The 22,486-nt window shown below is 61.9% G+C and carries 20 protein-coding genes; 13 read left to right on the forward strand and 7 right to left on the reverse strand.

Translation table 11 applies throughout. The features are described from left to right. The 3 genes from E5W87_RS18580 to E5W87_RS18590 all read left to right on the forward strand — a co-directional run. Positions 1 to 837, forward strand: an 837-nt coding sequence (locus E5W87_RS18580) for a L,D-transpeptidase (RefSeq protein WP_292400484.1), incomplete at its 5' end; no start/stop codon positions are given. A 138-nt stretch (positions 838 to 975) separates the two neighbouring features. Then, complete coding sequence (locus E5W87_RS18585) at positions 976 to 2,613, forward strand: CTP synthase (protein ID WP_292400488.1); 1,638 nt, start codon at positions 976 to 978, stop codon at positions 2,611 to 2,613. A gap of 17 nt (positions 2,614 to 2,630) precedes the next feature. Beyond that, on the forward strand, positions 2,631 to 3,170 hold the full coding sequence (locus tag E5W87_RS18590) for a DUF1697 domain-containing protein (RefSeq protein ID WP_292400491.1): 540 nt from the start codon (positions 2,631 to 2,633) through the stop codon (positions 3,168 to 3,170). 31 nt (positions 3,171 to 3,201) lie between these two features. Here E5W87_RS18590 and E5W87_RS18595 read toward each other — a convergent pair whose 3' ends face one another. Beyond that, on the reverse strand, positions 3,202 to 4,659 hold the full coding sequence (locus tag E5W87_RS18595) for an NCS1 family nucleobase:cation symporter-1 (RefSeq protein WP_292400493.1): 1,458 nt from the start codon (positions 4,657 to 4,659) through the stop codon (positions 3,202 to 3,204). Between the two features lie 317 nt (positions 4,660 to 4,976). On the opposite strand from E5W87_RS18595, the gene E5W87_RS18600 reads away from it, so the two are divergent. Next, positions 4,977 to 5,279 (forward strand): DUF982 domain-containing protein, encoded by a 303-nt coding sequence (locus tag E5W87_RS18600; protein ID WP_292400534.1) that lies wholly within the window; start codon positions 4,977 to 4,979, stop codon positions 5,277 to 5,279. 47 nt (positions 5,280 to 5,326) lie between these two features. Here the strand turns inward: E5W87_RS18600 and E5W87_RS18605 are convergent, their stop codons facing one another. Continuing rightward, positions 5,327 to 6,304 (reverse strand): response regulator, encoded by a 978-nt coding sequence (locus tag E5W87_RS18605; RefSeq protein ID WP_367118837.1) that lies wholly within the window; start codon positions 6,302 to 6,304, stop codon positions 5,327 to 5,329. Between the two features lie 59 nt (positions 6,305 to 6,363). Here E5W87_RS18605 and E5W87_RS18610 point away from each other — a divergent pair, with 59 nt between their 5' ends. The 5 genes from E5W87_RS18610 to E5W87_RS18630 all read left to right on the forward strand — a co-directional run bounded on the left by E5W87_RS18610 (position 6,364) and on the right by E5W87_RS18630 (position 12,116). Beyond that, complete coding sequence (locus E5W87_RS18610; RefSeq protein ID WP_292400496.1) at positions 6,364 to 7,254, forward strand: cytochrome c peroxidase; 891 nt, start codon at positions 6,364 to 6,366, stop codon at positions 7,252 to 7,254. Next, positions 7,251 to 9,770, forward strand: coding sequence for a two-component system VirA-like sensor kinase (locus E5W87_RS18615; protein ID WP_292400499.1), 2,520 nt, complete (start codon positions 7,251 to 7,253; stop codon positions 9,768 to 9,770). Before E5W87_RS18610 ends, E5W87_RS18615 begins: the two co-directional genes overlap by 4 nt. Before the next feature lie 182 nt (positions 9,771 to 9,952). Next, the gene (locus E5W87_RS18620; RefSeq protein WP_292400502.1) at positions 9,953 to 10,459 is read left to right on the forward strand and encodes a cytochrome c; all 507 of its coding nucleotides are present in this window, start codon (positions 9,953 to 9,955) and stop codon (positions 10,457 to 10,459) included. 211 nt (positions 10,460 to 10,670) lie between these two features. Further along, on the forward strand, positions 10,671 to 11,546 hold the full coding sequence (locus E5W87_RS18625; protein ID WP_292400505.1) for a class I SAM-dependent methyltransferase: 876 nt from the start codon (positions 10,671 to 10,673) through the stop codon (positions 11,544 to 11,546). A gap of 21 nt (positions 11,547 to 11,567) precedes the next feature. Next, positions 11,568 to 12,116 (forward strand): cupin domain-containing protein, encoded by a 549-nt coding sequence (locus E5W87_RS18630; RefSeq protein ID WP_292400507.1) that lies wholly within the window; start codon positions 11,568 to 11,570, stop codon positions 12,114 to 12,116. A gap of 33 nt (positions 12,117 to 12,149) precedes the next feature. Here the strand turns inward: E5W87_RS18630 and E5W87_RS18635 are convergent, their stop codons facing one another. After that, positions 12,150 to 12,842 carry a TetR/AcrR family transcriptional regulator gene (locus tag E5W87_RS18635; protein WP_292400510.1) on the reverse strand — a complete coding sequence of 231 codons (693 nt, stop codon included), beginning with the start codon at positions 12,840 to 12,842 and terminating at the stop codon, positions 12,150 to 12,152. A gap of 168 nt (positions 12,843 to 13,010) precedes the next feature. Between E5W87_RS18635 and E5W87_RS18640 the strand changes: the two genes are divergently transcribed. The 3 genes from E5W87_RS18640 to E5W87_RS18650 are packed head-to-tail and all read left to right on the forward strand — an operon-like array spanning position 13,011 to position 15,911. After that, on the forward strand, positions 13,011 to 13,994 hold the full coding sequence (locus E5W87_RS18640) for an efflux RND transporter periplasmic adaptor subunit (RefSeq protein WP_292400538.1): 984 nt from the start codon (positions 13,011 to 13,013) through the stop codon (positions 13,992 to 13,994). 7 nt (positions 13,995 to 14,001) lie between these two features. Then, positions 14,002 to 15,243 (forward strand): ABC transporter permease, encoded by a 1,242-nt coding sequence (locus E5W87_RS18645; protein WP_292400513.1) that lies wholly within the window; start codon positions 14,002 to 14,004, stop codon positions 15,241 to 15,243. Then, a complete protein-coding gene (locus E5W87_RS18650; RefSeq protein ID WP_292400517.1) occupies positions 15,240 to 15,911 on the forward strand; it encodes an ABC transporter ATP-binding protein in 672 nt (223 codons plus the stop codon). The genes E5W87_RS18645 and E5W87_RS18650 overlap by 4 nt, the downstream gene beginning before the upstream one ends. A 98-nt stretch (positions 15,912 to 16,009) precedes the next feature. Here E5W87_RS18650 and E5W87_RS18655 read toward each other — a convergent pair whose 3' ends face one another. The 3 genes from E5W87_RS18655 to E5W87_RS18665 all read right to left on the reverse strand — a co-directional run bounded on the left by E5W87_RS18655 (position 16,010) and on the right by E5W87_RS18665 (position 21,226). Next, on the reverse strand, positions 16,010 to 17,788 hold the full coding sequence (locus E5W87_RS18655; RefSeq protein ID WP_292400520.1) for a trehalose-6-phosphate synthase: 1,779 nt from the start codon (positions 17,786 to 17,788) through the stop codon (positions 16,010 to 16,012). A 164-nt stretch (positions 17,789 to 17,952) separates the two neighbouring features. Beyond that, a complete protein-coding gene (locus E5W87_RS18660; protein ID WP_292400523.1) occupies positions 17,953 to 20,115 on the reverse strand; it encodes an amylo-alpha-1,6-glucosidase in 2,163 nt (720 codons plus the stop codon). Between the two features lie 49 nt (positions 20,116 to 20,164). Then, entirely contained in the window at positions 20,165 to 21,226 is a 1,062-nt protein-coding gene (locus E5W87_RS18665) for a glycosyltransferase family 4 protein (RefSeq protein ID WP_292400526.1), read from the reverse strand. A 217-nt stretch (positions 21,227 to 21,443) separates the two neighbouring features. On the opposite strand from E5W87_RS18665, the gene E5W87_RS18670 reads away from it, so the two are divergent. Then, positions 21,444 to 21,746 (forward strand): DUF982 domain-containing protein, encoded by a 303-nt coding sequence (locus E5W87_RS18670; RefSeq protein ID WP_292400529.1) that lies wholly within the window; start codon positions 21,444 to 21,446, stop codon positions 21,744 to 21,746. Positions 21,747 to 21,808: 62 nt separating this feature from the next. Here E5W87_RS18670 and E5W87_RS18675 read toward each other — a convergent pair. Next, a partial coding sequence (locus E5W87_RS18675) for an FkbM family methyltransferase (RefSeq protein ID WP_292400532.1) occupies positions 21,809 to 22,486 on the reverse strand: 678 nt, incomplete at its 5' end.

Consider the following 22,486-nt stretch of genomic DNA (forward strand, 5'->3'; position numbering starts at 1 on the left):
GCCAAAGCCAAGGCCGAGGCGGAACGGCAGGCGTTTCTTGCCAAGAAGGGCCTTGCCAAGAAAGAGAAGCCTGCCCAGCTGGCCGACGCCAAGCCGGCTAAGAAGAAGACCGTCAAGATCATCGAACCGCTTCAACCTATGGCACCGATCCAGTCGGCCGAACCAGTTTCCGCCGAGGCCATGAACGTCGCGCTGGTCCGCAACAACGGCGAATTGCGCAGCGAGCCGGTCGGACAGAAGCCGCAGAACGTCGGGCTCTTTGCCGGCCTGTTCGGCGGCACCGCCTCGTCCTCTTCGATGTCGCTGCTTCCCGAAACGCGCGCCCTTGATGCCGCACTCGCCAGGAAGGAAGCCAAGAAACAGTTCACGGTAAAGCCGGAGTTCGTGCCGCAGAGCGTGGAGTTCACCGGCTACAATCCCGGCACCATCGTCATCGATACGAGCGCGCGGCGCCTCTACCTCGTCGAATCCTCGTCGACGGCCCGCCGCTACGCCATCGCCGTCGGCCGTGAAGGCCTGCAGTTCAAGGGCACGGTCGCGGTCGGCGATAAGCAGGAATGGCCGCGCTGGATCCCGACGCTCGACATGCAGAAGCGCGAGCCGAAGCACTACGGCCAATACAAGGACGGCATGCCCGGCGGCGGTGAAAATCCGCTCGGCGCGCGCGCCATCTATCTCTACGAGGGCAAGAAGGACACGCATCTGCGCATTCACGGCACCATCGCGCCGCAGTCGATCGGAACGAGCGCCTCCAATGGCTGCTTCCGCATGATCAACGAGCACGTTATGGACCTTTACCGCAGGGTGAAAGTCGGCACCAAGGTCGTCATCATCTGACGTTTTTAACCATACCGCCGAAAGGGCCGGCCTCGCCGGCCCTTTTGTTTTGCTCACCCATCACCACAGCGCCTTCTTGGGAAAAAGCCTTCGCGGCGGTTTTTTTCTCTGGCGGAATCAATTCGGCCGCGTTAAGCGATGACTCCCATGGCGCGATATGTATTCATCACAGGCGGCGTGGTTTCCTCACTCGGAAAAGGCATCGCTGCAGCGGCCCTTGGGGCTCTCTTGCAGGCGCGAGGCTATCGCGCGCGCATAAAGAAGCTTGATCCCTATCTCAATGTCGATCCCGGCACGATGTCGCCATACCAGCATGGCGAAGTCTTCGTGACCGACGACGGCGCCGAGACCGATCTCGATCTTGGTCATTATGAGCGCTTCACCGGCCGCTCGGCCAACCAGCAGGACAACATCACCACAGGCCGCATCTACAAGAACATCATCGAGCGGGAGCGGCGCGGCGACTATCTCGGCGCCACGGTGCAGGTCATTCCGCACGTCACCGACGAGATCAAGAATTTCGTCCTCAACGGCAATGACGACTACGACTTCGTGCTGTGCGAGATCGGCGGCACTGTCGGCGACATCGAGGCGATGCCGTTCCTGGAGGCGATCCGCCAGCTTGGCAACGACCTGCCGCGCAACAACGCCGTCTATGTGCATCTGACCCTGATGCCATACATTCCGACGGCGGGCGAATTGAAGACCAAGCCGACCCAGCATTCGGTCAAGGAATTGCGCGGCATAGGCATCGCACCCGACATCCTGCTGGTCCGCGCCGACCGACCCATCCCCAAGGAAGAGCGCCGTAAACTGTCGCTGTTCTGCAATGTGCGCGAAAGCGCAGTTATCCAGGCGCTCGACGTGCCGCACATCTACGATGTGCCGATGGCCTATCACAATGAAGGGCTGGATTCGGAAGTGCTGGCCGCGTTCGGCATCGATCCGGCGCCGAAGCCGCGGATGGAGCCCTGGCAAGCGGTGTCCAACCGCATCCACAATCCGGAAGGCGAGGTGACCATCGCCGTCGTCGGCAAATACACCGGCCTCAAGGACGCATACAAATCGCTGATCGAGGCGCTGTCGCATGGCGGTCTTGCCAACCGCGTTAAGGTCAAGCTCGACTGGATAGAGAGCGAGATATTCGAGAAGGAAGATCCGGCGCCGTGGCTGGAGAAGGTCCATGGCATTCTGGTCCCCGGCGGCTTTGGCGAGCGCGGCGCGGAAGGCAAGATCCTGGCGGCAAAGTTCGCCCGCGAGCGAAAAGTGCCGTATTTCGGCATCTGCTTCGGCATGCAGATGGCCTGCATCGAGGCAGCGCGTTCGCTGGCCGGCGTCGAGCATGCCTCGTCGACCGAATTCGGTCCGACCGAGGAACCGGTCGTCGGCCTGATGACCGAATGGCTGAAGGGCAACATGCTGGAGAAGCGCAGGGAAACCGGCGACCTCGGCGGCACCATGCGGCTCGGTGCCTATCAGGCGGACCTCGCCAAGGGCTCGAAAATCGCCGACATCTATGGTGACACGCAGATTTCCGAGCGCCACCGCCACCGCTACGAAGTCAATGTCGACTACAAGCAGCGGCTCGAGGATTGCGGCCTGGTCTTTGCCGGCATGTCGCCGGACGGCGTGCTGCCGGAGACGGTCGAATACCCTGACCACCCCTGGTTCATCGGCGTGCAGTACCATCCCGAGCTGAAAAGCCGGCCGCTCGACCCGCATCCACTGTTTGCCAGCTTCATCGAAGCGGCGGTGGAACAGAGCCGCCTGGTCTAAAAGGCCGACGGGCCACCATGCAAACCTATGTCGCGCTGCTTTACAGCATCGTTCTGGGCGAGGGACGCCGGGTCGTCATGTCCGATCTCAAGGCCATGGCGGAGGGCTTGGCCCTGAACAACCCGCGCACACTGGTGGCGACCGGCAATCTGGTTTTCGAGGCGCAAGAAACAGAAATTGCAGTGCTGGAAGAGCGGCTCGAAGCAGCATTCGAGACAATCTTCGGCCGTCATGTCGATATCATCGTGCGTCGCGCGGATGACTGGTTGAGGCTTGCTGCCGGCAATCCGTTTCCCGCCGAGTCGGCTGCCGCCGCGGATCAGGTGGCGGTGCGCGTTATGCGAAAGCCCGTTCCGGCGGAAGCCGTCGCGGCACTAGAGGCCTATATCGGCAAGGATGAAAGGGGGCAGGCGGTCGGCGGCGACATCTGGATCGTCTTTTCCCGCGAGACGCCAAGTTCGCGTTTGCTTGCGGCGTCCGGCCATAAGCGTCTCGGCGTCGGCACATCGCGCAACTGGAACACAGTGCGCCGCTTGGCGGAGATGGTCGTGAAGTAGAACGGGGCGGCTTGCGCCGCCCCCGAATCTTTCAGGCCTTGGCCATCCTGGCCCTAGCGCCCAGTGCCATCGTGCGCAGCACATAGTAGATGACACCGGCGATCGCCACGCCGAAGAACCAGCCATAGACGCCCCACCACGACGGTAGCCAGTTGGTGAAGTTCGGCAGGACCGAGGAGAAGATCGCGCCGATGCCGGCGGCGATGAAGGCATTGACGTGCCAACCGTTCTGGAAGCGGAACTCGCCGTCTTCCCTGTAGAGGGCCTCGACGTCGACCTCGCCCTTCCGGATCAGGTAATAGTCGACCATCATGACACCGAAGATCGGCCCCATCGTCGCGCCAATGATGTTGACGAAGGAGGCCGCGCTGCCTTCCCATGGCGCGAAGGGGTAGAGCACCAGTGCGATCAGCGCCGCGATGTAGCCACCCTTCTTGAAATCGATCTGCCGTGGAAAGACGTTGGAAAAATCGAATGCCGGCGACACGAAGTTTGCGACCACGTTGATGCCGAGCGTCGCCACGGCGAAGGTCAAGGCGGCGAGCGCTGCCAGGAACCAGCTGTCGAACTTGGCCGAGATCTGGTCGGGATGCAGCAGCACCTCGCCATAGACGTCGAAGGCGGCAATCGTGGTGACGCCGGCGACCAGCGAGAACAGGATAAGGTTGACCGGCAGACCCCAGATATTGCCCTTGCGCAGCGACGCCTTGTCCGGCGCATAACGGGCGAAATCGCAGAAGTTGAGATAGAGCGCCGAGAAATAGGTCACCCAGATCGCCGCCACGGCGAACAGCGAGGTCCATGAGCCCGGCGTACCGGGCACGCCAGCGTCCTTGGTCTTTTCGAGCAGCACGTCCATCGGAATGTCGCTGGTGAAGGCAAAAGTCCCGGATTTGACGCAGAGATAGATCGCCAGGATCAGCATCATCACCCATACCGCCGGTCCGGCCCAGTCCTGGAAGCGGCGCACCGTTTCCATGCCTTTCTGGATGATCAGCAACTGCAGCGCCCAGATCACCGCGAAGCCGATCACTTCAAGGCCAGTATGCCCGAGGAAGTGCGTATTCTGATTGAAGTCGGCGAACCATTGCGATCGGATCAGCAATGCCACGATAGCGCCGGACGCGGCCGCAGTCTGCGCGCCGTACCAGAAGCAAGCGACGATGGCGCGCACCAACGCCGGTATGTTGGCGCCCCAGATGCCGAAGGAGGCGCGGGCAAGCACGGGGTAGGGCACTCCGGTCTTCACGCCGGCATAGCCGACCATGTTCATCAGCACGTAGATGATCAGCGAACCGATGCCGATGGCGATAACGAAGTTGACGAAGCCACCGCAGAACAGGAACAGGCTTGCCGCCAGATAGTAGCCCCAGAGACTGTGGACGTCCGACGTCCAGACGTTGAAGATCGAGAACGGTCCCCAGTTTCGAACCTTCGCCGGAGCGAGATCTTCGTTGTACAGGTCGGGTGATGCGCCTTGTATGGTCATTGCGATGTCCTCCCCTTGGTTGCCGCGCGCCTCCACGCGTTGACTACGCAGGTTAAGCCTGACGCTGGGGAACCGGCAACCGATTGATTTGTCGGCTTTGACCTTAAAGATATTCAATGAGAATCGCGCTTATCGGCGCGTAACGGTTGATCGCCTCGTTTGTCACGTTTGGTGATTCGATTTCAGTCGAACGATGTGAAAGACTTAGTCTTAGCCCGACCTCTTTTTAGCACCGGGCACTGTTTGCCGGAAACCAAATGGCCAGCCGTAAGTTTAAAGGTTCGATCAAGCACATAGCGATCGACCGGGAGGAAACGATGGATCGCCTGCAATTCTTTACGCCTGTGCGGATTTCGCGCGGGCAGGAAAGCCCTGTCGAAGAAATTTATAGCGTAGCAGAAGCGATGGGGTTCTTGCGTAAATGGCCAACAGGCCGACGTGGGCCAGTCTACCAATGCGCGGTGAATTGCTGCTCCGCGGCTCTGGCGGGCCGGATGTCGGCGGAGGAAGCAAGGAAGGCCTTTGCCGGCTTCGCCCGCATCACGCGCCTGCTCGACGAAGACATGGCGCTGCCGATCGGGGGCGAAAATATTGATAGCGTGCATGCGCTGAGGCGATGAACGTTCATATTTGCACGCCGCCATGAACGCGGCGCCCTACGGCAATGTCACAGCACCTCGACCGAGGCAGCGAACACGTAGCCGGCGCCCCGCTCGGTGACAACGAGCTGCGGCTCGCTCGGGTTGACCTCGAGCTTGCGGCGCAGTCGCAGTATTTGCACGTCGATACTGCGGTCAAACACCTCTTCGTCGTGAATCCTGCTGGCAGCGAGAAGCTGCTCGCGGCTCAGGATCTGCTGCGGCGATTGCAGGAACGCTGCCAGCAGGTTGAACTCCCCCGCGGTCAGCGGCGTTGCTTCGCCCGCGGGCGATTTCAGGCGCCGCATCCGCATGTCGAGTTCCCAGCCGGCAAAGCGGTAGCGTTTGTGCTTCTTGCCCCGCGAATTCTGGCGCGTTGACCCCGATCGCCGCAGCACGGCGCGAACGCGCGCAAGCAGTTCCCTGAGGCTGAAGGGCTTGGTGATGTAGTCGTCGGCTCCGAGCTCCAGTCCGACGACGCGATCCACTTCGTCGCGCCTGTGGCCGGTGATAATGATGATGGGAGCTTCCGGCGGGCTGCCGAGTTGCCGCATGATTTCAAACCCATCCTCATCGGCAAGCCGCATATCGAGGATCATCAGGTCTACTGGTCTTTCATTGAGGACACGCGACATGGCCCGGCTGTCGGCGACAGCGCTGACCCTGAAGTTCTCGCTCTCCAGGTAATTGGTGAGCATTTCGCGGATTTCGGGGTCGTCATCGACGACAAGAATATGCTTCGGCGCCGCTGCCTGTTCGAGTCTGCCTTTCGACTGCTCTTCGTAGCGAGTGTTCTGTTCGACTGACATCTCAGACCGTCCGCACGTATGGAACCCATGACCGAGCCGTTGCTTTATTAGACTTACCGTTGATTTTCGGCGATTTGTTGGTATGCGCCGATGATCTTCGTGATCGGATACCACAGGCTCACTCGATGGCGCATGAGCAGATCGGTAAGGTTCGAGCGGGGCTTTTTGTTCCGCTTTGCTTGGCAGCGGCGGCACCATTTGCGTTGGCCTTGGTCAATCAGCCGGCCCCTCCGATCGGCGAGCCGATTGCTCCGATAATGGGCATTGGTTCTTCCGACCAGCCGAAGACCGCACTTGGCGAGAGCCTGTTCAACGATGTCCGGCTGTCGCAGGATGATGCCATCGCCTGCAGCGGCTGCCACAGGCTCGATCTCAGCGGCGACGACGGCAGGGCTCGTTCCACGGCGGCGGATGGCGAGCCGCTCGATTTCAACGCGCCGACCGTCTTCAACGCAGCACTCGATTTCCGGCTGAACTGGCGGGGCAATTTCCGCACTCTCGAGGAGCAGAACGAGGCAGCCCTGCTCGATGACAGGCTGATGAACACAAGTTGGGAGGAATTGCTGCCGAAATTGCGCTCCGATCCGGACTATTCGCAGCGATTCGTAGACGTCTACGGCGCCGCCCCCGGCCGGACGGAAGTGCTCGACGCCCTAGCCATCTTTCAACGCTCGCTGATCACGCCCAATGCCCGTTTCGATCGCTATCTCAAGGGCGAGCGCGGCGCCATCACGGCGGACGAGGAACATGGCTATCAGCTGTTCAAGGCGTATGGCTGCATCGCTTGCCATCAAGGCGCCAATGTAGGCGGCAATTTGTTTCAGAAGTTCGGCATCTTCCAGGATCCCTTTGCCGGCCAGAAAACCCTGACCCAGGCGGATCTCGGCCGTTTCGCCATTACCGGCGCCGAGAGCGATCGCCATGTGTTCCGCGTTCCCAGCCTGCGCAACGTCGCGGTGACGGCGCCGTATTTTCACGACGGCCGTACCGCATCGCTTGGACAGGCAGTGAGGATCATGGCGCGGAACCAACTCGGCCGGGAGCTTGACCAGCGCGATGCCGATCTCATCGTCGAATTCCTCGGGACGCTGACGGGCGAGTATCGCGGCCGGCCGTTGACCAGCGCAGCCGATCGTCTGCAGCAATGAAGTCGCTACGCGTCCTGGCGCCGGTCGTCGCCTGCCTGCTCATCGTCCTGACCTATTTTCTGGTGCAGGGCGCGGCCCCTGATGGCGCGCGCCACGAACGCACGCTCGACGCTCTCAGGACCGTCATCCTCTATAACGCGGCCCTGCAGCGCGATGTGTTGCGGGCACGCGCGGGACTGCTGCGCAGCTACGATCCGCTTGTGCGGTCGATCGAGAACCTGAACGCTGCGACGCAGACGCTGCCAGCCGCCCGGGACATCGCCAGCGGCGGAGCTCGGGCGGAGATTGACCAGGGGATCGCCGATGTCGTCGCCGCAGTGCGCGACGAGGAAACGCTTGTCGAGGCGTTCAAGTCGGACAACGCGCTGCTGCAGAACTCGCTGAACTATTTCAACTACTTGAGCGGTCGGCTTACGAGCCAGGGCGACGGCCTTCGAGCGGTCGAGATCGGAGCCCTCATGATCACAATGTCGCGGTTCATCAGCGATCCCCAGCCGGAGGCGGCAAAGGCAGTGACCGCTGCGCTCGACCGGTTGGCCAGGCCGTCCGTCGATGCCGTGCAGCCAAGCGACGTCCACTCGCTCGTCTCCCACGGCCGGCTTATCGTGACCAGGCTTCCGGCGGTCGACGACCTCGTCGCCCGTCTACAGACTGCGCCAACGAGCGAACGGGCTCGCGCGCTGCAGGACCTTTATCTCGATGCGCATGGGCGCGCTGCGGCGCGTGCCGCGCGGTTTCAGGCGCTGCTCTACATCGCCGCGCTGGTCCTCGTGGGCTATGTGGCCTATCTGTTCGCCCGGCTGCGCTACAACGCGCGGATCCTGCGCGAGCGGCTGGAATTCGAGGGTCTGATCGCCTCGATCTCCACCCAGTTCATCAATCTGCCGCGCGACCGCATCCGGGCCGGCATCAGCAAGGGCCTCGCGCGCTTGGTGGAACATGCCGGGCTGGACGGCGCTCAGATTGTCGTAAGCCGCACGCACGATGCCGGATCTTCCGGAGGCTACTTCTATCGCCATCCGAGCGGGAACACGCCGGCCCGCCTGTCGAAAGACATGATCGAGCTGGCTTCACGCTGGACGCTCGCGAACCACGAGCGGCAAGGCTGCATCGATGTTCCCCGCGTCGGCGAGCTTCCCGAGGGGCGAGAGAAGGCACGCCTGCAGGCGCACCGGTTTCAATCCTGGCTGTGCATACCATTGTCACATGCCGGCGAGCGGCTGGGTTTTCTGGCTCTCGATACCGTCACGCACGAAAAGCACTGGACCGACGATGACATCGCCCTGCTGCGCACCGCCGCCGAGATTTTCGCCAATGCCATCGCGCGCGAGCACAATGAACGTGAACGCGAGGCGCTGCAGGCGCGGCTCAATCAGGCACAGCGGCTGGAAGCAATCGGAACACTCGCCGGTGGCATAGCGCACGAGTTCAACAACATCCTAGGCGCCGTCCTCGGCTATGGCGAGATGGCGCTGGCGGTGCTGCTGAAAGAGTCTCGCGCGCGGCGTTACGTCCAGCAGATCATGAAGGCCGGGAGGCGGGCGCAGGACGTCACGGAGCAGATACTTGCCTTCGGCCGTCGCCGCGAGCGGCAGCACCACGCACTGCGGGCGCAGCCCGTGGTTGCGGAGGCGGTCGACCTGCTGCGCGCCTCGTTTCCCACAACACTTTCAGTGGAGACGCATCTTGCAGTCGCGGATGCCGCGATGATGGGCGATCCGACCGAACTTCAGCAGGTGGTGATGAATCTCGGCACCAACGCGGCGCAGGCGATGAACAACCGCGGCGTATTGGAGATCGCTCTCGACACGACGGAGATGGCGGAGGCGCGGATGCTGTCGCACGGCAACCTGCCCGCCGGCCGCCATCTCCGCCTTGCCGTCAGGGACAACGGCAGCGGCATGGATCAGGCAACGCTCGAGCGCATCTTCGAGCCGTTCTTCACGACCAAACCGGCGGGGCAAGGCACCGGGCTCGGCCTGTCGACGGTGCATGGCATCGTCGCGGCGCATAGAGGCGCAGTCGACGTGAAGAGCCAACTTGGCGAAGGCACGACCTTCGAGATCTATTTTCCGCAGATCGAGTCCGCTGCAATCCAGGATGTGGATGAGGGCGAGGGCACCGAGGTTCCGATCCAGTATGGCAACGGCGAGACGATCTTGGTCGTGGACGACGACACGCCGCTGATGCAACTTGCCGAGGAAATGCTCGCCGCGCTTGGCTACGAGCCAGTCGGGTTCGACCGAAGCCCTGCGGCTCTCAGCGCATTCCGTACCGATCCGGAGCGCTTCGACCTGGTGTTAACGGACGAGGTCATGCCTGATATGACAGGAATCGAGTTCTCCGGCCAGTTGCATGAGATACGGTCGGACCTTCCAATTGTCCTGATGACCGGTTACGGCCGCCCGCTCCGATCGCGTCAACTGACGGCCGCCGGCATAAGCGAAGTCATCAAGAAGCCGCTGATGTCGGCTGCCGTCGCACAATGCCTTGCCCGCCATCTGCATTCAGGCTGATCACGGTCGGCCGGACTCTTCGTTACAACCGTAACCAAAATTACACCTGGCTGAAATCAACGCGTAGCAGGGCTGTTCGATGTTCCATCCGCGCCCAGGCCATGATCCCGAAAGCGGAAACCGGTTTTCGGAAAGGATCATGGTCTCGTCGGCGTCAAATGCCAGCGAAACCGGAGAAGCTGATGGTACGATGGGCTCTCATCGGGATTGCCGCCCTTGGCCTGGGCGGAGTGCTCACAGTCGCGACGCTCGACCAAAATGGGCTGGGTGCGGCGACAGCGGCCGACTCGATCGAGCGGGGTCGGTACCTGGTGAAAATCGGCGGCTGTAACGACTGCCATACGCCAGGGTACTTGGAGAAGGCCGGCAACGTCCCCGAGGATCGATGGCTGATCGGCGGCGCTCTCGGCTTCAATGGGCCGTGGGGCACGACTTATCCAACGAATCTTCGCTACCTTTTGCGCACCATGGACGAGGACGACTGGGTACAGTTAGCGCGTACAATTGAGACGCGCCCCCCTATGCCGTGGTTCAACCTGCGTGCCATGACCGAGGCCGACCTGCGCGCGATCCATCGATATGTGCTTTCGCTACCGGCAGACGATACGCCAGTTCCGGATTATGTGCCGCCCGATCGTCCGCCGAAGACACCGCACATTGTGTTCGTACCGCAGGCTCCAAAGTCATAGTCGTGCCCGAAGGGCCCGGCCGAGGGTTCTCCGCCTGTGCGGCCCGTCACTCGGCCGCCTGTTTCAGTCGTAACGCAATTCCCGATTCCGGAAATCACCTTGTAGCACTGATCTCCGATCGTGACGGTTCAGCTCAGAGCGGCCATATGGGCTGCCCAGCGATCAGGTAATCGGGAGTCAAATCCAGATAAATCGATCATGGAGTCAAATAATGGACAATCTGCTTGCCGAACACGCGCCGAAGATCGACTGCGATCAGCGCACTACGGATCCGCGTCCCTATGCCTTGGGGTACACGGAAGGCGAATTCAAGCGCCTGGAGCTACAGGGAGCGCTCATTCACGACCTTACGGAGCATATCCTGCGCAGCGCAGGCATAGGACCGGGCATGCGCGTGCTCGACATTGGCTGCGGCGTCGGCGACGTCTCCTTGCTGGCCGGGAAGCTGGTCGGACCCTCGGGAAGAGTGCTCGGCGTCGATCGCTCGGCAGAGGCTGTAGACATTGCCGAGCGGCGCGCCACCGAATCCGGCCAGTGTTACTGGACATGTTTCACTGTGGGCGAGCTTGATACATTCTCGCCCGAGGAGACCTTCGATGCGGTGATCGGCAGGCTCGTCCTGATGTATCTGCCCGATCCGGCCACAACCCTGCGCAGGCTTGCTGGTTTTCTGCGGCCGGGCGGCGTCATCGCCTTCCAGGAAATGGCGATGCCGCTCGCCCGCAGTTTTCCAGAGGCGCCGCTGTTCAGCAAATGCCGCGGCTGGATCATCGAGACGATCGAGCGGGCGGGTTTCGAGGTCGATATGGGTAGCAGGCTGCCCATGGTCTTCGCCGGCGTAGGGCTGCCTGCGCCGCACATGAATTCCGCCGGTCTTGCCGGCAGCGGGCCCGACTCGCCGATCTACGACTATATTGCCGGCACCTTGCGCAGCCTGCTGCCGATGGCCGAGGCCGTCGGTGTCGCGACCGCCGCCGAAATGAAGGTCGATACGCTCGCCGAGCGGCTGCGCAGCGAGGCTATCGAACGGCAGATGTGTATCATGCTGCCGCCCTTAGTCGGCGCATGGGCTAATACGCCGGGATAACGACCCGAACGGAGGCATCGGATGCTCGATAGTGCCAGCAGCGAGCGCACGGGGCATCTCGTCGACCCGCGCAATGCCGAGACGCTCGACGTGCTGGGCCCCGTGGTCCAGTTTCTGACGCCGCCGCGCGATGGCGAGCCTTGCATCATGCGCGGCACCATCCCGCCTGGTGTTACCGTGCCGCTGCACAGCCACGCCGATCTGGAGACCTTCATCCAGATTTCCGGCGAGATCGAAGGGCTTTCGCTGTCGCCGGAAGGCTTCGTCTGGGTATCCATCCGGCCGGGCGACGTTTTCCACGTGCCGGGCGGGGCGAAGCACGCCTTTCGAAACCTGTCGGACGAAGCGGCCGTGATGATCCTCGTCAGTACGTCAAAGATAGGCAGGTTCTTCCGGGAAGTCGGAAAGCCGATCGCCGGGGCAAGCAGGCATTCGGATCCTCCCTCAGCCGATGCGATCCAGCATTTCCTGAAGACCGCCGCGGCATACGGCTACTGGAACGCGACGCCGGAAGAGAATGCGAGTGTCGGTCTTTCACTGACGCCCCTTGATTTGGACAGCACCGGGTGAATTGCTGCTCCACGGCCTGGCGGGCTCGGCGGCTCACGGGTCTGCTTCGAGGAAAGCCCGGGCAAACCCGGGTTGCGCTGCTTCTATCGTTCCGTCGGGCAGCTTCAAAAGCCGGTCGATTGCGACGCCATAGAGCCGCAGCCGGTCGTCGAGCAGCCGCGCCGCTTCGTCGATATTGCCCTGTTCCGCCTTCAGCAGGGCGCGGTGCATCACATCTCGAAAGATCAGCCGCAGCTGCAAATACATCTCGGCGAAAGCTTCCGGGTCGGGCACGTCGAAGATGCCTTCCTCGCTTCCTTTCCTGAGCAGATCGGTGATTATCGGCATGGCCAATTCCCTGGCCGCCTGGTCGACCCGATGGAAGAGGGCAAGGTTCTCGGGCCGGAACAGGACGAAAAAAGTCTTGCGCAATTGCGGGGCAAGCTCGACGTTCAGCCGCCGCGAGCCGGCAAAGAGCGCATTGAGCCGGCCAAGCCCATCGAGTGACGGATCGTTGAGCACGGGCTGCAACTCGGTGAAACTGTCGCGCGCGAGACGTGTGGCGAGCGCCTCCAGCAGAGCCTCTTTCGATGCGAAATAGTGGTAGAACGCGCCCTTCGACAGTCCAGCCTCGCGGATGATGTCGTTCACCGTCGTGTTGTCGTAGCCTTGCTCGAAGAAAAGCCGCTGGGCACAGTCGAGGAGCTCGGCGGATCGTATCTCCGGCGGCTTTATCACTCGGGGCAAAATCGACCTCGCAAAGTACAGGTTGGGAGCAAGAGGAGCACGAACCGTTTCTTTATGCAACTTTTATAGACCGACGGTCGGTCTAGTGCTATGTCTGCCACCCCGCCCGACGTTCGGATTCGATGATGGAGGGAGAGTTTCTTGCGACGGATACGCTGGACTGTTGGCATCGGTTTGGTCGCGGCGGCTGCTGCTTTCGGCGCTTGGTATCTGTGGCAGCCGGCCAAGGTTTCGGTCGTCACGCCACAACGCGGCGACGCGGCGGAAATCGTTTACGCGAGTGGCTCCGTCGAGCCGCGAACCTGGGCCAAGGTGACTCCCGTGGTCCGCGAGAGGATCGTCCAGCAATGTAATTGCGAAGGGTCGAGGGTTGCGCAAGGCGACGTGCTCGCCAAGCTCGACGACAGCGAGGCCAGGGCCGTGCTTGGCGAGCTCGAAGCGCGTCAAGCGCTTGCCCAGGAAGAGCTTCGGCGGCTGACGGTGCTTGCTGAAAGGCGTGCGGCGAGTCAGCAGGCGTTCGATCGTGCGCAGAGCGAGCTCGGCCAGATCGAAGCGCTGGTTGCCGGACAGAAAGCGCGACTCGACACCTACGTGTTACGAGCGCCGAGCGCCGGTGTCGTCCTCAGGCAGGACGGCGAGGTGGGTGAGGTCGCCGAGCTCGGCACGGTGTTATTCTGGGTCGGCGAGCCGAAGCCGCTCCTGGTGGTCGCCGAAGTTAACGAGGAGGACATACCCCGGGTCGAGGTCGGCCAGCGCGCGCTGCTTAAATCCGATGCGTTCCTCAGCCAGAACCTGGAAGCGGTGGTCGACAGCATCACGCCCAAGGGCGATCCGGTGACGAAGACCTATCGCGTCCGTTTCCGCCTGCCGGACGATACGCCGCTTCGTATAGGCATGTCGACCGACGTGAACATCGTCATCCGCGTTGCGAAAAATGCGCTGCTGATCCCGCCCGCTGCGATGGATGCGAACAAGCTGTTCGTAGTCGAAGGCGACAACGCCCGGCGGCGTGAAATCCGAACGGGCATTCGCGGCACCAATGGCGTCGAGGTTCTGTCGGGCGTCGACGAGAAGGCTCGCGTCATCTCGCCCTATCCCGCCGACCTCGCCGACGGGGGCCGCGTGGGCATCACCGCCGCCCAGGAGAGATGAAGCAACGATGCCGCTTATCTTCGACATCGCCATCACGCATATTGCCGGCCGCGGTCGCCAGACGCTGGTTGCCGTGATCGGCGTTGCTGTCGGTGTCGGATTCTCCATCGCCATGGCGGCGCTGATGCAGGGCGGGCAGGACGATTTCGTCAGGCAACTCGTCGACACGATGCCGCATGTCGACATCACCGACGAGCAGCGCACCGCCCGCCGCCAGCCAGCCGAGGATGCCTTCGCGACAGTTGCGATCTCCGGGCTCAGGCCGCGCGACGATCGCCGCGGCATCATCAATCCGACCGCCGCAACCTCCTGGCTCGAGAGCTGGATTCCCGGCCGGTTCGCGGCAAGCCTCAAAACGCAGGGGGTGATCCGCTATTCCAGCCGCGAAGTGGGCGCGGCGATCATTGGGATCGAACCGGAGCGCGAGTCCGGCGTGTCGCCGATCGTCGGAGACTTCGTCGAAGGCAGCTTTTCGGCACTTGCCGCGGGCGGTAACAACGTGCTCATCGGCGACACGATGGCGAGCCGGCTCGGCGCCGGGTTCGGCGACACGATAACGGCGGTTTCCTCCGAGGGGCTGACGCGCAACTTCAAGATCGCTGGCCTGTTCCACACCGGCACCACCGCGCGCGACGAAGGTGAGGCCTATGTGCTGCTGAAGAACGCGCAGATCCTCTCCGCGCGTCCGAACGCTATCAACGAGATCCGCATCAAGCTCGACGATCCCAACCGCGCGCCGGCGGTGGCGCACCGTGCCGAGGCGGAACTGGGCTACAAGGCAGTGGCATGGCAGGAGGCGAATGAATCGATTCTCGAGGCGCTCGTCGTACGCAACGTCATCATGTACACCGTCGTCGGCGCGATCATGCTGGTCGCTGGCTTCGGCATCTACAACATCATCTCCACCATCACGCATGAGAAGGCGCGCGATATCGCCATTATGAAATCGCTTGGCTTCCCGGAGTCCGACATGCGCCGGCTCTTTCTGCTGGAAGGTGTGGCTATCGGCGCGGCCGGCTCCGTGCTCGGCGCGCTGCTCGGCTTCTCCATGACCTATGCGCTGTCGCTGGTGCGCTTCGAGATCGCCGCGACCGGCCAGGAGATGACCCGGCTACCGATCGCCTGGAGCTTGATGCACTACGTCATCGCGTCGGCTTTCGCGCTGGGTTCGGCCGCAGTGGCCGGCTACCTGCCGGCGCGCCGTGCGGCGCGCCTGAACCCCGTCGAGATCATCAGAGGCGCGTCATGAGCGCACTCATCGAGACTGAGAAACTGACGCGCGTGTTGCCCGAGACGGTTCCCGTCACGCTGGTCAAGGACATCACGCTCGCGATCGACGAGAGAGAATTCGTCGCCGTCACCGGTCCCTCCGGCTCCGGCAAATCCTCATTGCTCTACCTGCTCGGGCTGCTCGACCGGCCGACCGCTGGGACGTTGAGAATAGGCGGCCGCGACACCGAGCCGATGAATGAAAGGGAGCGCGCGCGGACCAGGCTTTCGATGCTGGGCTTCGTGTTCCAGTTTCATTTTCTGCTGCCGGAGTTCACGGCGCGCGAAAATGTCGAAATCCCAATGCGCAAGCTGGGCCAACTGGCGCGGCCTCAGATGCGCGAACGGGCAGGGGAGCTGCTTTCGTCGCTGGGGCTTAGCGAACATCTCGACAAGCGGCCTGACCAACTCTCGGGCGGCCAGCGTCAGCGCGTCGCGGTGGCACGCTCGCTCGCCAACGACCCGCCGCTTATCCTGGCCGATGAGCCGACAGGGAGCCTCGACAGCAAGAGCTCCGAGCAGGTCTTCGCAATTCTGGAGAATCTGGTGCGCGAGCGCGGTAAGACCGTCGTGGCGGTTACGCATGATCTCGACATGGCGGCGCGCATGGATCGCCGCATTCACATCGTCGACGGGAAGATCGGCTGATCAGCTTCTCCGGTTGCCGGGGCCATGGCGCAGGGCGCGTTGATGCGATCGAGGGCATCCTTTCCGAGAGCTTCGGCGCCGGTGTCAGCGAAGGATCGTCACGACACTGCCTTTCTTGCCCGCTCGAATATGGGAATGACGTTGTTGTTGTTCGATGGCCGCTCGCCGTTACCCATCACCCGGTCGAGGTCGCCGCGCTTGCGAAGGCGGGCTGCATCCAGAAGCATGCTGCCGGCCCAGCGATAGACATTGTTGTCGCGGACCATCTCGCGCATGGGCCGCATACGCTCGCGCTGTTCGTCCGGCGTCATGGTCAGCGCCTGCAGCAGCGCCTCGCTCGTCATGGCAGTATCGTAGGGATTGACGATCAGTGCCTCCAGAAGTTCGCGCGAAGCGCCGGCAAAGGTGCTGAGCAACAGCACGCCTTGTTCGTCGTCGCGCGCCGCGACGAATTCCTTGGCCACCAAGTTCATGCCGTCATGCAGGCTGGTGACCATGCATATGTCGGCGGCTCGATAGATCTCGTAGACCTGTTCCTGCGCGTGATGTTTGTCTACCATCAGGACAGGACTATAATCCTCGCTGCCGTAGCGCTGGTTGAGCTCTTCGATGTAGCGGTGGCATTCATTATGGAGTTGCCTGTAAGCTGGGAGCGTGCCCCGGCTGGGTGCCGCGATCTGAAGCAGCACCAGTTTCCCGATCCATTCGGGATGTCTCGTGAACAATTCTTCCAGCGCCCAGAAACGGTCGAGAATGCCCTTCGTGTAGTCGAGACGCTCGACGCCGACGCACAGTTTGACATCCGCTTTCAGTCCGAACCTCTCGCTCAGGCGGGCTCGGCATTCGTCGACATCAGGCAGTTTTGCCAAAAGCTCGGCCGGCCATTCTATTGAGATGGGATAGGCGTGCACCAGAGTCGTCTGTCCGCCGTAGGAGATTGCCGCATCGGCCCGCTCTATACGGCTTTCCAGGAAGCGATCGACGCTTTCGGCGAAATTGTTGGCATGGAACTGGGTATGGAAGCCGATGATAGAGCTGCCGAGCAGGCCTTCAAGTATCCGTTCACGCCAAGGACAGATGCTGTACACTTCCGGGTTGGGCCACGGGATATGCCAGAAAGTGATGACGATCGCCTCGGGCAGGCGCTCGCGGATCATGCGCGGCAAGAGCGCGAAATGGTAATCCTGGACCAGCACAATCGGCCGCGCGTTGCGCGCTTCAGCAACCACCGTATCAGCGAACTTCCGGTTGACGGACTCATAGGCTTCCCAATCCGACGCGCGAAAAATCGGGCGGGTGAAAGCGATATGGCAAAGCGGCCACAGACCTTCATTGGCGAAGCCCAGATAATAGCCCTGGTATTCTTCCTCCGTCAGCCAGACCCTGCGCAGCGTGTAGGACGGATTGCCAGGCGGCACCTCAACCCGGTCGTTCTTGTCGACCGTGAGGCGGTCCGCCGTTCCACCGCCATAGGCGATCCAGGTGCCGGCGCAGGCGCGGGTGATCGGCTCGAGCGCCGAAACCAACCCGCTGGCCGGTACCAAGAGCTCGACGCCATCATCCCTGATGTTGTGGATGTAGGGCTCGCGGTTGGATACCACGATCACCTGCGTTTCCGGCAGATCGTCGGCCAGAATCTTGCGCAAGGTGTCGGGTGACCATGTGACCAGCGCTGCATCGGCCGAGTGGCCGTTCTTTTCAAACTCTCGCAGCACTTTGCGAGCCGCTTCCGAAGCCACGTCGTCGCCTGAAGCGTATGCGACAGCTGGCGTGTGGCTGTGGCGTCGTTGGAACGCCGAGAACAACACGGCAACAGCGGAAAGGCCGAGGCTTGCAAGGATCAGAAGCAAGAGGACCTCTATGCCATAGTCTGACATTCGAACAGCGTTTTCCCTTCGGCCGGTCGGTGGCCATTTTTCTTTGTTTTTCGAAGCCGGCCACTGGTGACATGCCGCTGTGCGCCGGCATGATTTGCAACGCACGGATGGGTCATCGGTTCCGGTAGTTGGAGCGAGGCGGCAATTCGATGTGCAAAGCCAAACTAGGTGCGCACGATGAGCGGCACCAAGCCCTCGTGCCGGTCGGCGAGATAGGCGACGACCCTGTCGCCGACGCGCTGAAATGTCAGATCCACCGCCCTTGCGCCAACGCCCAGATGCCTCAGCGTGAGCATGTCGATACCAATCGGCAGCCTGGGCCGGGTGACGTGGATTTCGCCCTCCCAGCCGTCGATCTCCAGGCCGAGGCAGGCCTGCATCAGCATGAAGGCGGACCCGGCCGACCACGCCTGCGGCAAGCAGGCGACGGGATAGGCGATCGGCGCTTCGCCAGGCGCACGGGTAAAACCGCAGAACAGTTCGGGCAGCCGCATGTTGAAATGGACCGCCGATTCGAAGGTGCTGCTCATCAGCCGGACCACGCTTTCACGCTCGCCAAAGCGTGCCAGGCCGGCGCCGCACATGGCGGTGTCATGTGGCCAGATCGAACCGTTGTGGTACGACATTGGGTTGAAGAACACAGCATCGTCGGCGAGCGTCCTCAGCCCCCAGCCCGAATGGAAGGACGCCGAAAGCAGCTGGTCGGCGACCATCTGCGCCCGCGTCGGCTCGGGGAGCCCGACATAGAGAAGATGCCCGACATTAGACGTCCGCACCTTGCAGGGCTCTCCGGCGCCGTCGATCGCCAAGGCATAGAAGCCGAGATCGTCCAGCCAGAAATGGCGTTCCACAGCGGTGCGCATGGCTTCGGCGCGGCTGTCCCAATGATCGGCCCTGTCATCCTCGCCGCGGCGGCGGGCGAGCGCCGCCAGTCCCCGGAACGCGGCAAAGACATAGCCTTGCACCTCCACCAGGGCGATCGGTCCCTTGGGGATTCGGCCATCTGCATGGAAGACGGAATCGATACTGTCCTTCCATCCCTGGTTGGTGAGGCCGGACGCGGCGGCACGCTGATAGGTAACGAAGCCGGTCGGCCGGCTTGCGTCCTCGGTCCATTCAGCCGCCGCGCAGAGCGACGGCCACAGGCTGTCGACGAACGCCATGTCTCCGGTGCGGTCCGCATAGGCGCAGGCGAGATGGATGTAGAGCGGCGTCGTGTCGACACCGCCATAGTAGCGGCCGAAGGGGAGCTCCCGCAGCGCCGCCATTTCGCCTTTGCGGGTCTCGTGCATGATCTTGCCCGGCTGCGAATCGCTGAACGGCGATGTTTCCGTCGCCTGGTGCTGGGCAAGGAAGGCCAGCACGCCTCGCGCCAAGCCCGGGTTAAGCCATAGCATCTGTAACGCGGAGATCACGCCATCGCGGCCGAACGCCGTCGAAAACCAAGGAATGCCAGCATAGGGGTAGGGTCCGGTCGTAAGCTCGGTGGTCAGCAGCGCCACATCCGCGCGAGCGCGCTCGACCCAATCGTTGAAGACGCGCCCGGAACTGTGCACCGTGGCACCGTGGCGGCGCTTGGCCCGCATGCCGAAGCGAGCCCGGGCGGCAGCGGCGCGGAAGCGATCACGGTTCGGCGTTTCCGCCGCCTCGGGACCAACTTCGACATACAGCATCTTGCTGCTGCGCCTCGTCACGGCAATCAGGAAATCCGCACGGTCGGCCGTCAGATGTTCCGGCGCCTGCGAGAACGATATCGCCGACATCCGCGCCAGCCCGTCCAACCCGTCGTAGCGAAGCAGGACGGAGGTCGCATCCGTCTCGGCAGCATGGGCCATGCCGCGCTTCAGCCTTGTCGAGCCGCGCACTTCGAACATGTCGCGGAAATCGGCGGCAAAATGCAGCGAAACGCGGATGGTGGAGTGTTCCTGGCTGTAATTGGAAAGGGTGATGCGTTCAAACAGCCGGTCCTGCCAAAGCAGTCTGACACGTTCGATATGGATCGCGCCCTGCGGAATGTCCCGGCCGCGGACGCTCTGCATCGGCAGATTGGTCAGGTTGGAGGTGAAGAGCACATTGTCCTGACTGAGCGACGCGCCGAGCAGCGATGTCTGCCGGCCGCCGACGGTCAGCCGGAATTCGGAAAGCACTCGCGTGTCGTCACGGAAGAAACCGTCACCGGCGCCGCGGATATCGCCGTAGGCGTCGGCCACGGCAAAACAGTCGCCTTGCTTGAGGGCGAACAGCCGGTGCGGCTCCCGAGGTGCGGTGGCGTCCAGGGAGGCAAGTGCCACCGCGGGATCAAGCTTGCGCTCGTCGAGTTGGGTCATTCGCTATACATCTCTCTCGTTTCGCTCTGCGCCCCCGAGGTAACGCCGCTTACGACGCTCTTGCTTCGGCTGAGGCACCGATCAGGCGCGCATAGGCGGAAACATAGTCGCGGGTCATTCTTTTGGCGGAAAACCGCCTTTCGAAGACAGCTCGCACCTCCCGCCTGTCGAGCCGCAGCATGTCGGGCACAGACGCAACCGCGCGCTCCATGGAATCCACGATAAAACCGGTCACGCCCTGATCGACGATCTCCGGCATGGCGCCGCAGTTCCAGGCGATCACCGGGGTGCCGCAGGCCATCGCCTCTATGACGGCAAGACCGAACGGCTCAGGCCAGTCGATCGGGAATATTAGGCCTGCTGCCTTGCCGAGGAACTCCGCCTTCTCGTCCTCCTCGATCTCGCCGACATAGTCGACACGGTTACCGTCGACCAGCGGCTCGACCATCTTGCGGAAATAGGCGCGGTCGTCATCGCCGATCTTTGCCGCTAACTTCAGTTTCACGCCCGAGCGCAATGCGATCTCGATGGCACGATCCGGACGCTTGTCGCGCGACATCCGGCCAAGGAAGGCGAGATATGGCTCCCCTGGGCTCGTCTCGAAAACCGGTTCGTAGATATCGGTCGGCAGCCCGTGGTGGATCGTCGCCAACCAGTTCGCGTTGGCGAGCCCCGTTCTTTGGCTATGGGAAACGGAGATCATCGGAAAGCGTGGAAAACGCTCATAGGCGGGCGCCAGATCGACATAGTCGAGTCGGCCATGCGGCGTCGTCACCGTCCGCTCGGGCATGTGATCAAAGAAGGAAAAGTGCAGAAAATGGCTGAGATGGAAGTGAATGATATCAAATTTTTGAGCTTGTTTCCTCACCTTGGAAAGCATCGAAAGATGCGCGGCTGTCTCGGATTTCAGCGGACGTGGATCGAGACGCAGGGCTCGTTCGCGACACGGCACCAATTTTGCCGACGTCCTTGTATCGCCACTGGCGAACAAGGTTACGTCATGGCCAAGCTCGACCAATCCTTCGGTCAGATAGGAGACAATGCGCTCCGTACCTCCATAGAGCCGAGGCGGCACGGATTCATGGAGCGGCGCCACATGGGCTATTCTCATAGTCTGGCGTTTCCCTCAAAGATCATCGCTGAAGTCGAAATGCATCAACCCCCCGAACGTTCCCGCAACGGCAAGAAGTCGGGCGATGACTGGCGATTCACTCAGCTGGTCCGCAGCCATTTATCAAGGCCGTGCGCATTTTTGCCTGGAACCAATTGGCTGGCCGTGAATTTAGTTAGGTTCGATCGAACGCATCGCGATCGACCGGGAGGAACAAATGGATCGCCTACAATTCTTTTCGCCAGTGCGGATCTCGCACGGGCGGGGACAGCCTGTGGAAGACATTGAGGGCGTTAATGAAGCGATGGCGTTTTTGCGGAAATGGCCGAGAGGACGGCGCGGGCCGGTGTATCAATGCGCGCTGAACTGCTGCGCTGCGGCTCTGGCAGGTCAGATGTCTGCCGAGGAAGCAAGAAAGGCTTTTGCGGGCTTTGCCCGGATCACCCGGCTGTTGGATGACGACATGGCGCTGCCGATAGGCAGCGAAAAGATGGACAGCGTATACACGCCGAGGCGATAGACGCCCGCCCCACTGTTCTTCAATCTAGCGCTGTGTCGGAGCCGGACGTGCCCGTCAGGACGCTATATCCATCTTCTAAATCGAATGCCGGCTTCATTGAACGCGCGCACCATTCGGGCTTCCAGGGCGCGCTTCTCCCGTCTCGCGGGATTCCTTAATTTAAGAGAGTGGAATTCCACATAGGCGGCATATAGATCACGATGGGTCCCAGCCCTGATCAAATCATCAAGAATTTCGTACTCTGCCCCTTCGACATCGAGCTTGAGAACGATCACGTCATACAGCCTGCGCTTTGTCCGGATCATCTGTGAGAGCGAAAACGTTTCGACGAGGTCCGGCGCAAATCGCTGCGATTGATACAGGCTTCCGTTGTGGTCCAAGACTATCGAGCAACTTTGGTGGGTGGCCTCCGACCGTTCTGGAGGCGGGCCAAACAATTCAGCGTAGCCATCTTTCACGCTCGCCGCCTTTGCGACAATCTCCATAGTCAAATTTTCTGCGCGCAAAGCATTAAGCTGCGCAAGGCAATTCTTGTTGGGTTCGATCAAAACGTAATCGTATCTATCGGGCGTGTAGTATGCAGAAAAGTATTTAAACCCTTGGCCTATGTTTGAGCCGCAATCGATAAACAGTCCGCGACTTCGCGTTGTCAAATTGAGATGGGACAATGCCTGCCTTGCATCAGACGCAACGCGAGGGCGAAGCCCTTGCGATCTAAGCGGCTCGGTCAGCGATAGCGC

The sequence above is a fragment of the Mesorhizobium sp. genome (assembly GCF_004962925.1).
Classification (GTDB): Bacteria; Pseudomonadota; Alphaproteobacteria; order Rhizobiales; family Rhizobiaceae; genus Mesorhizobium.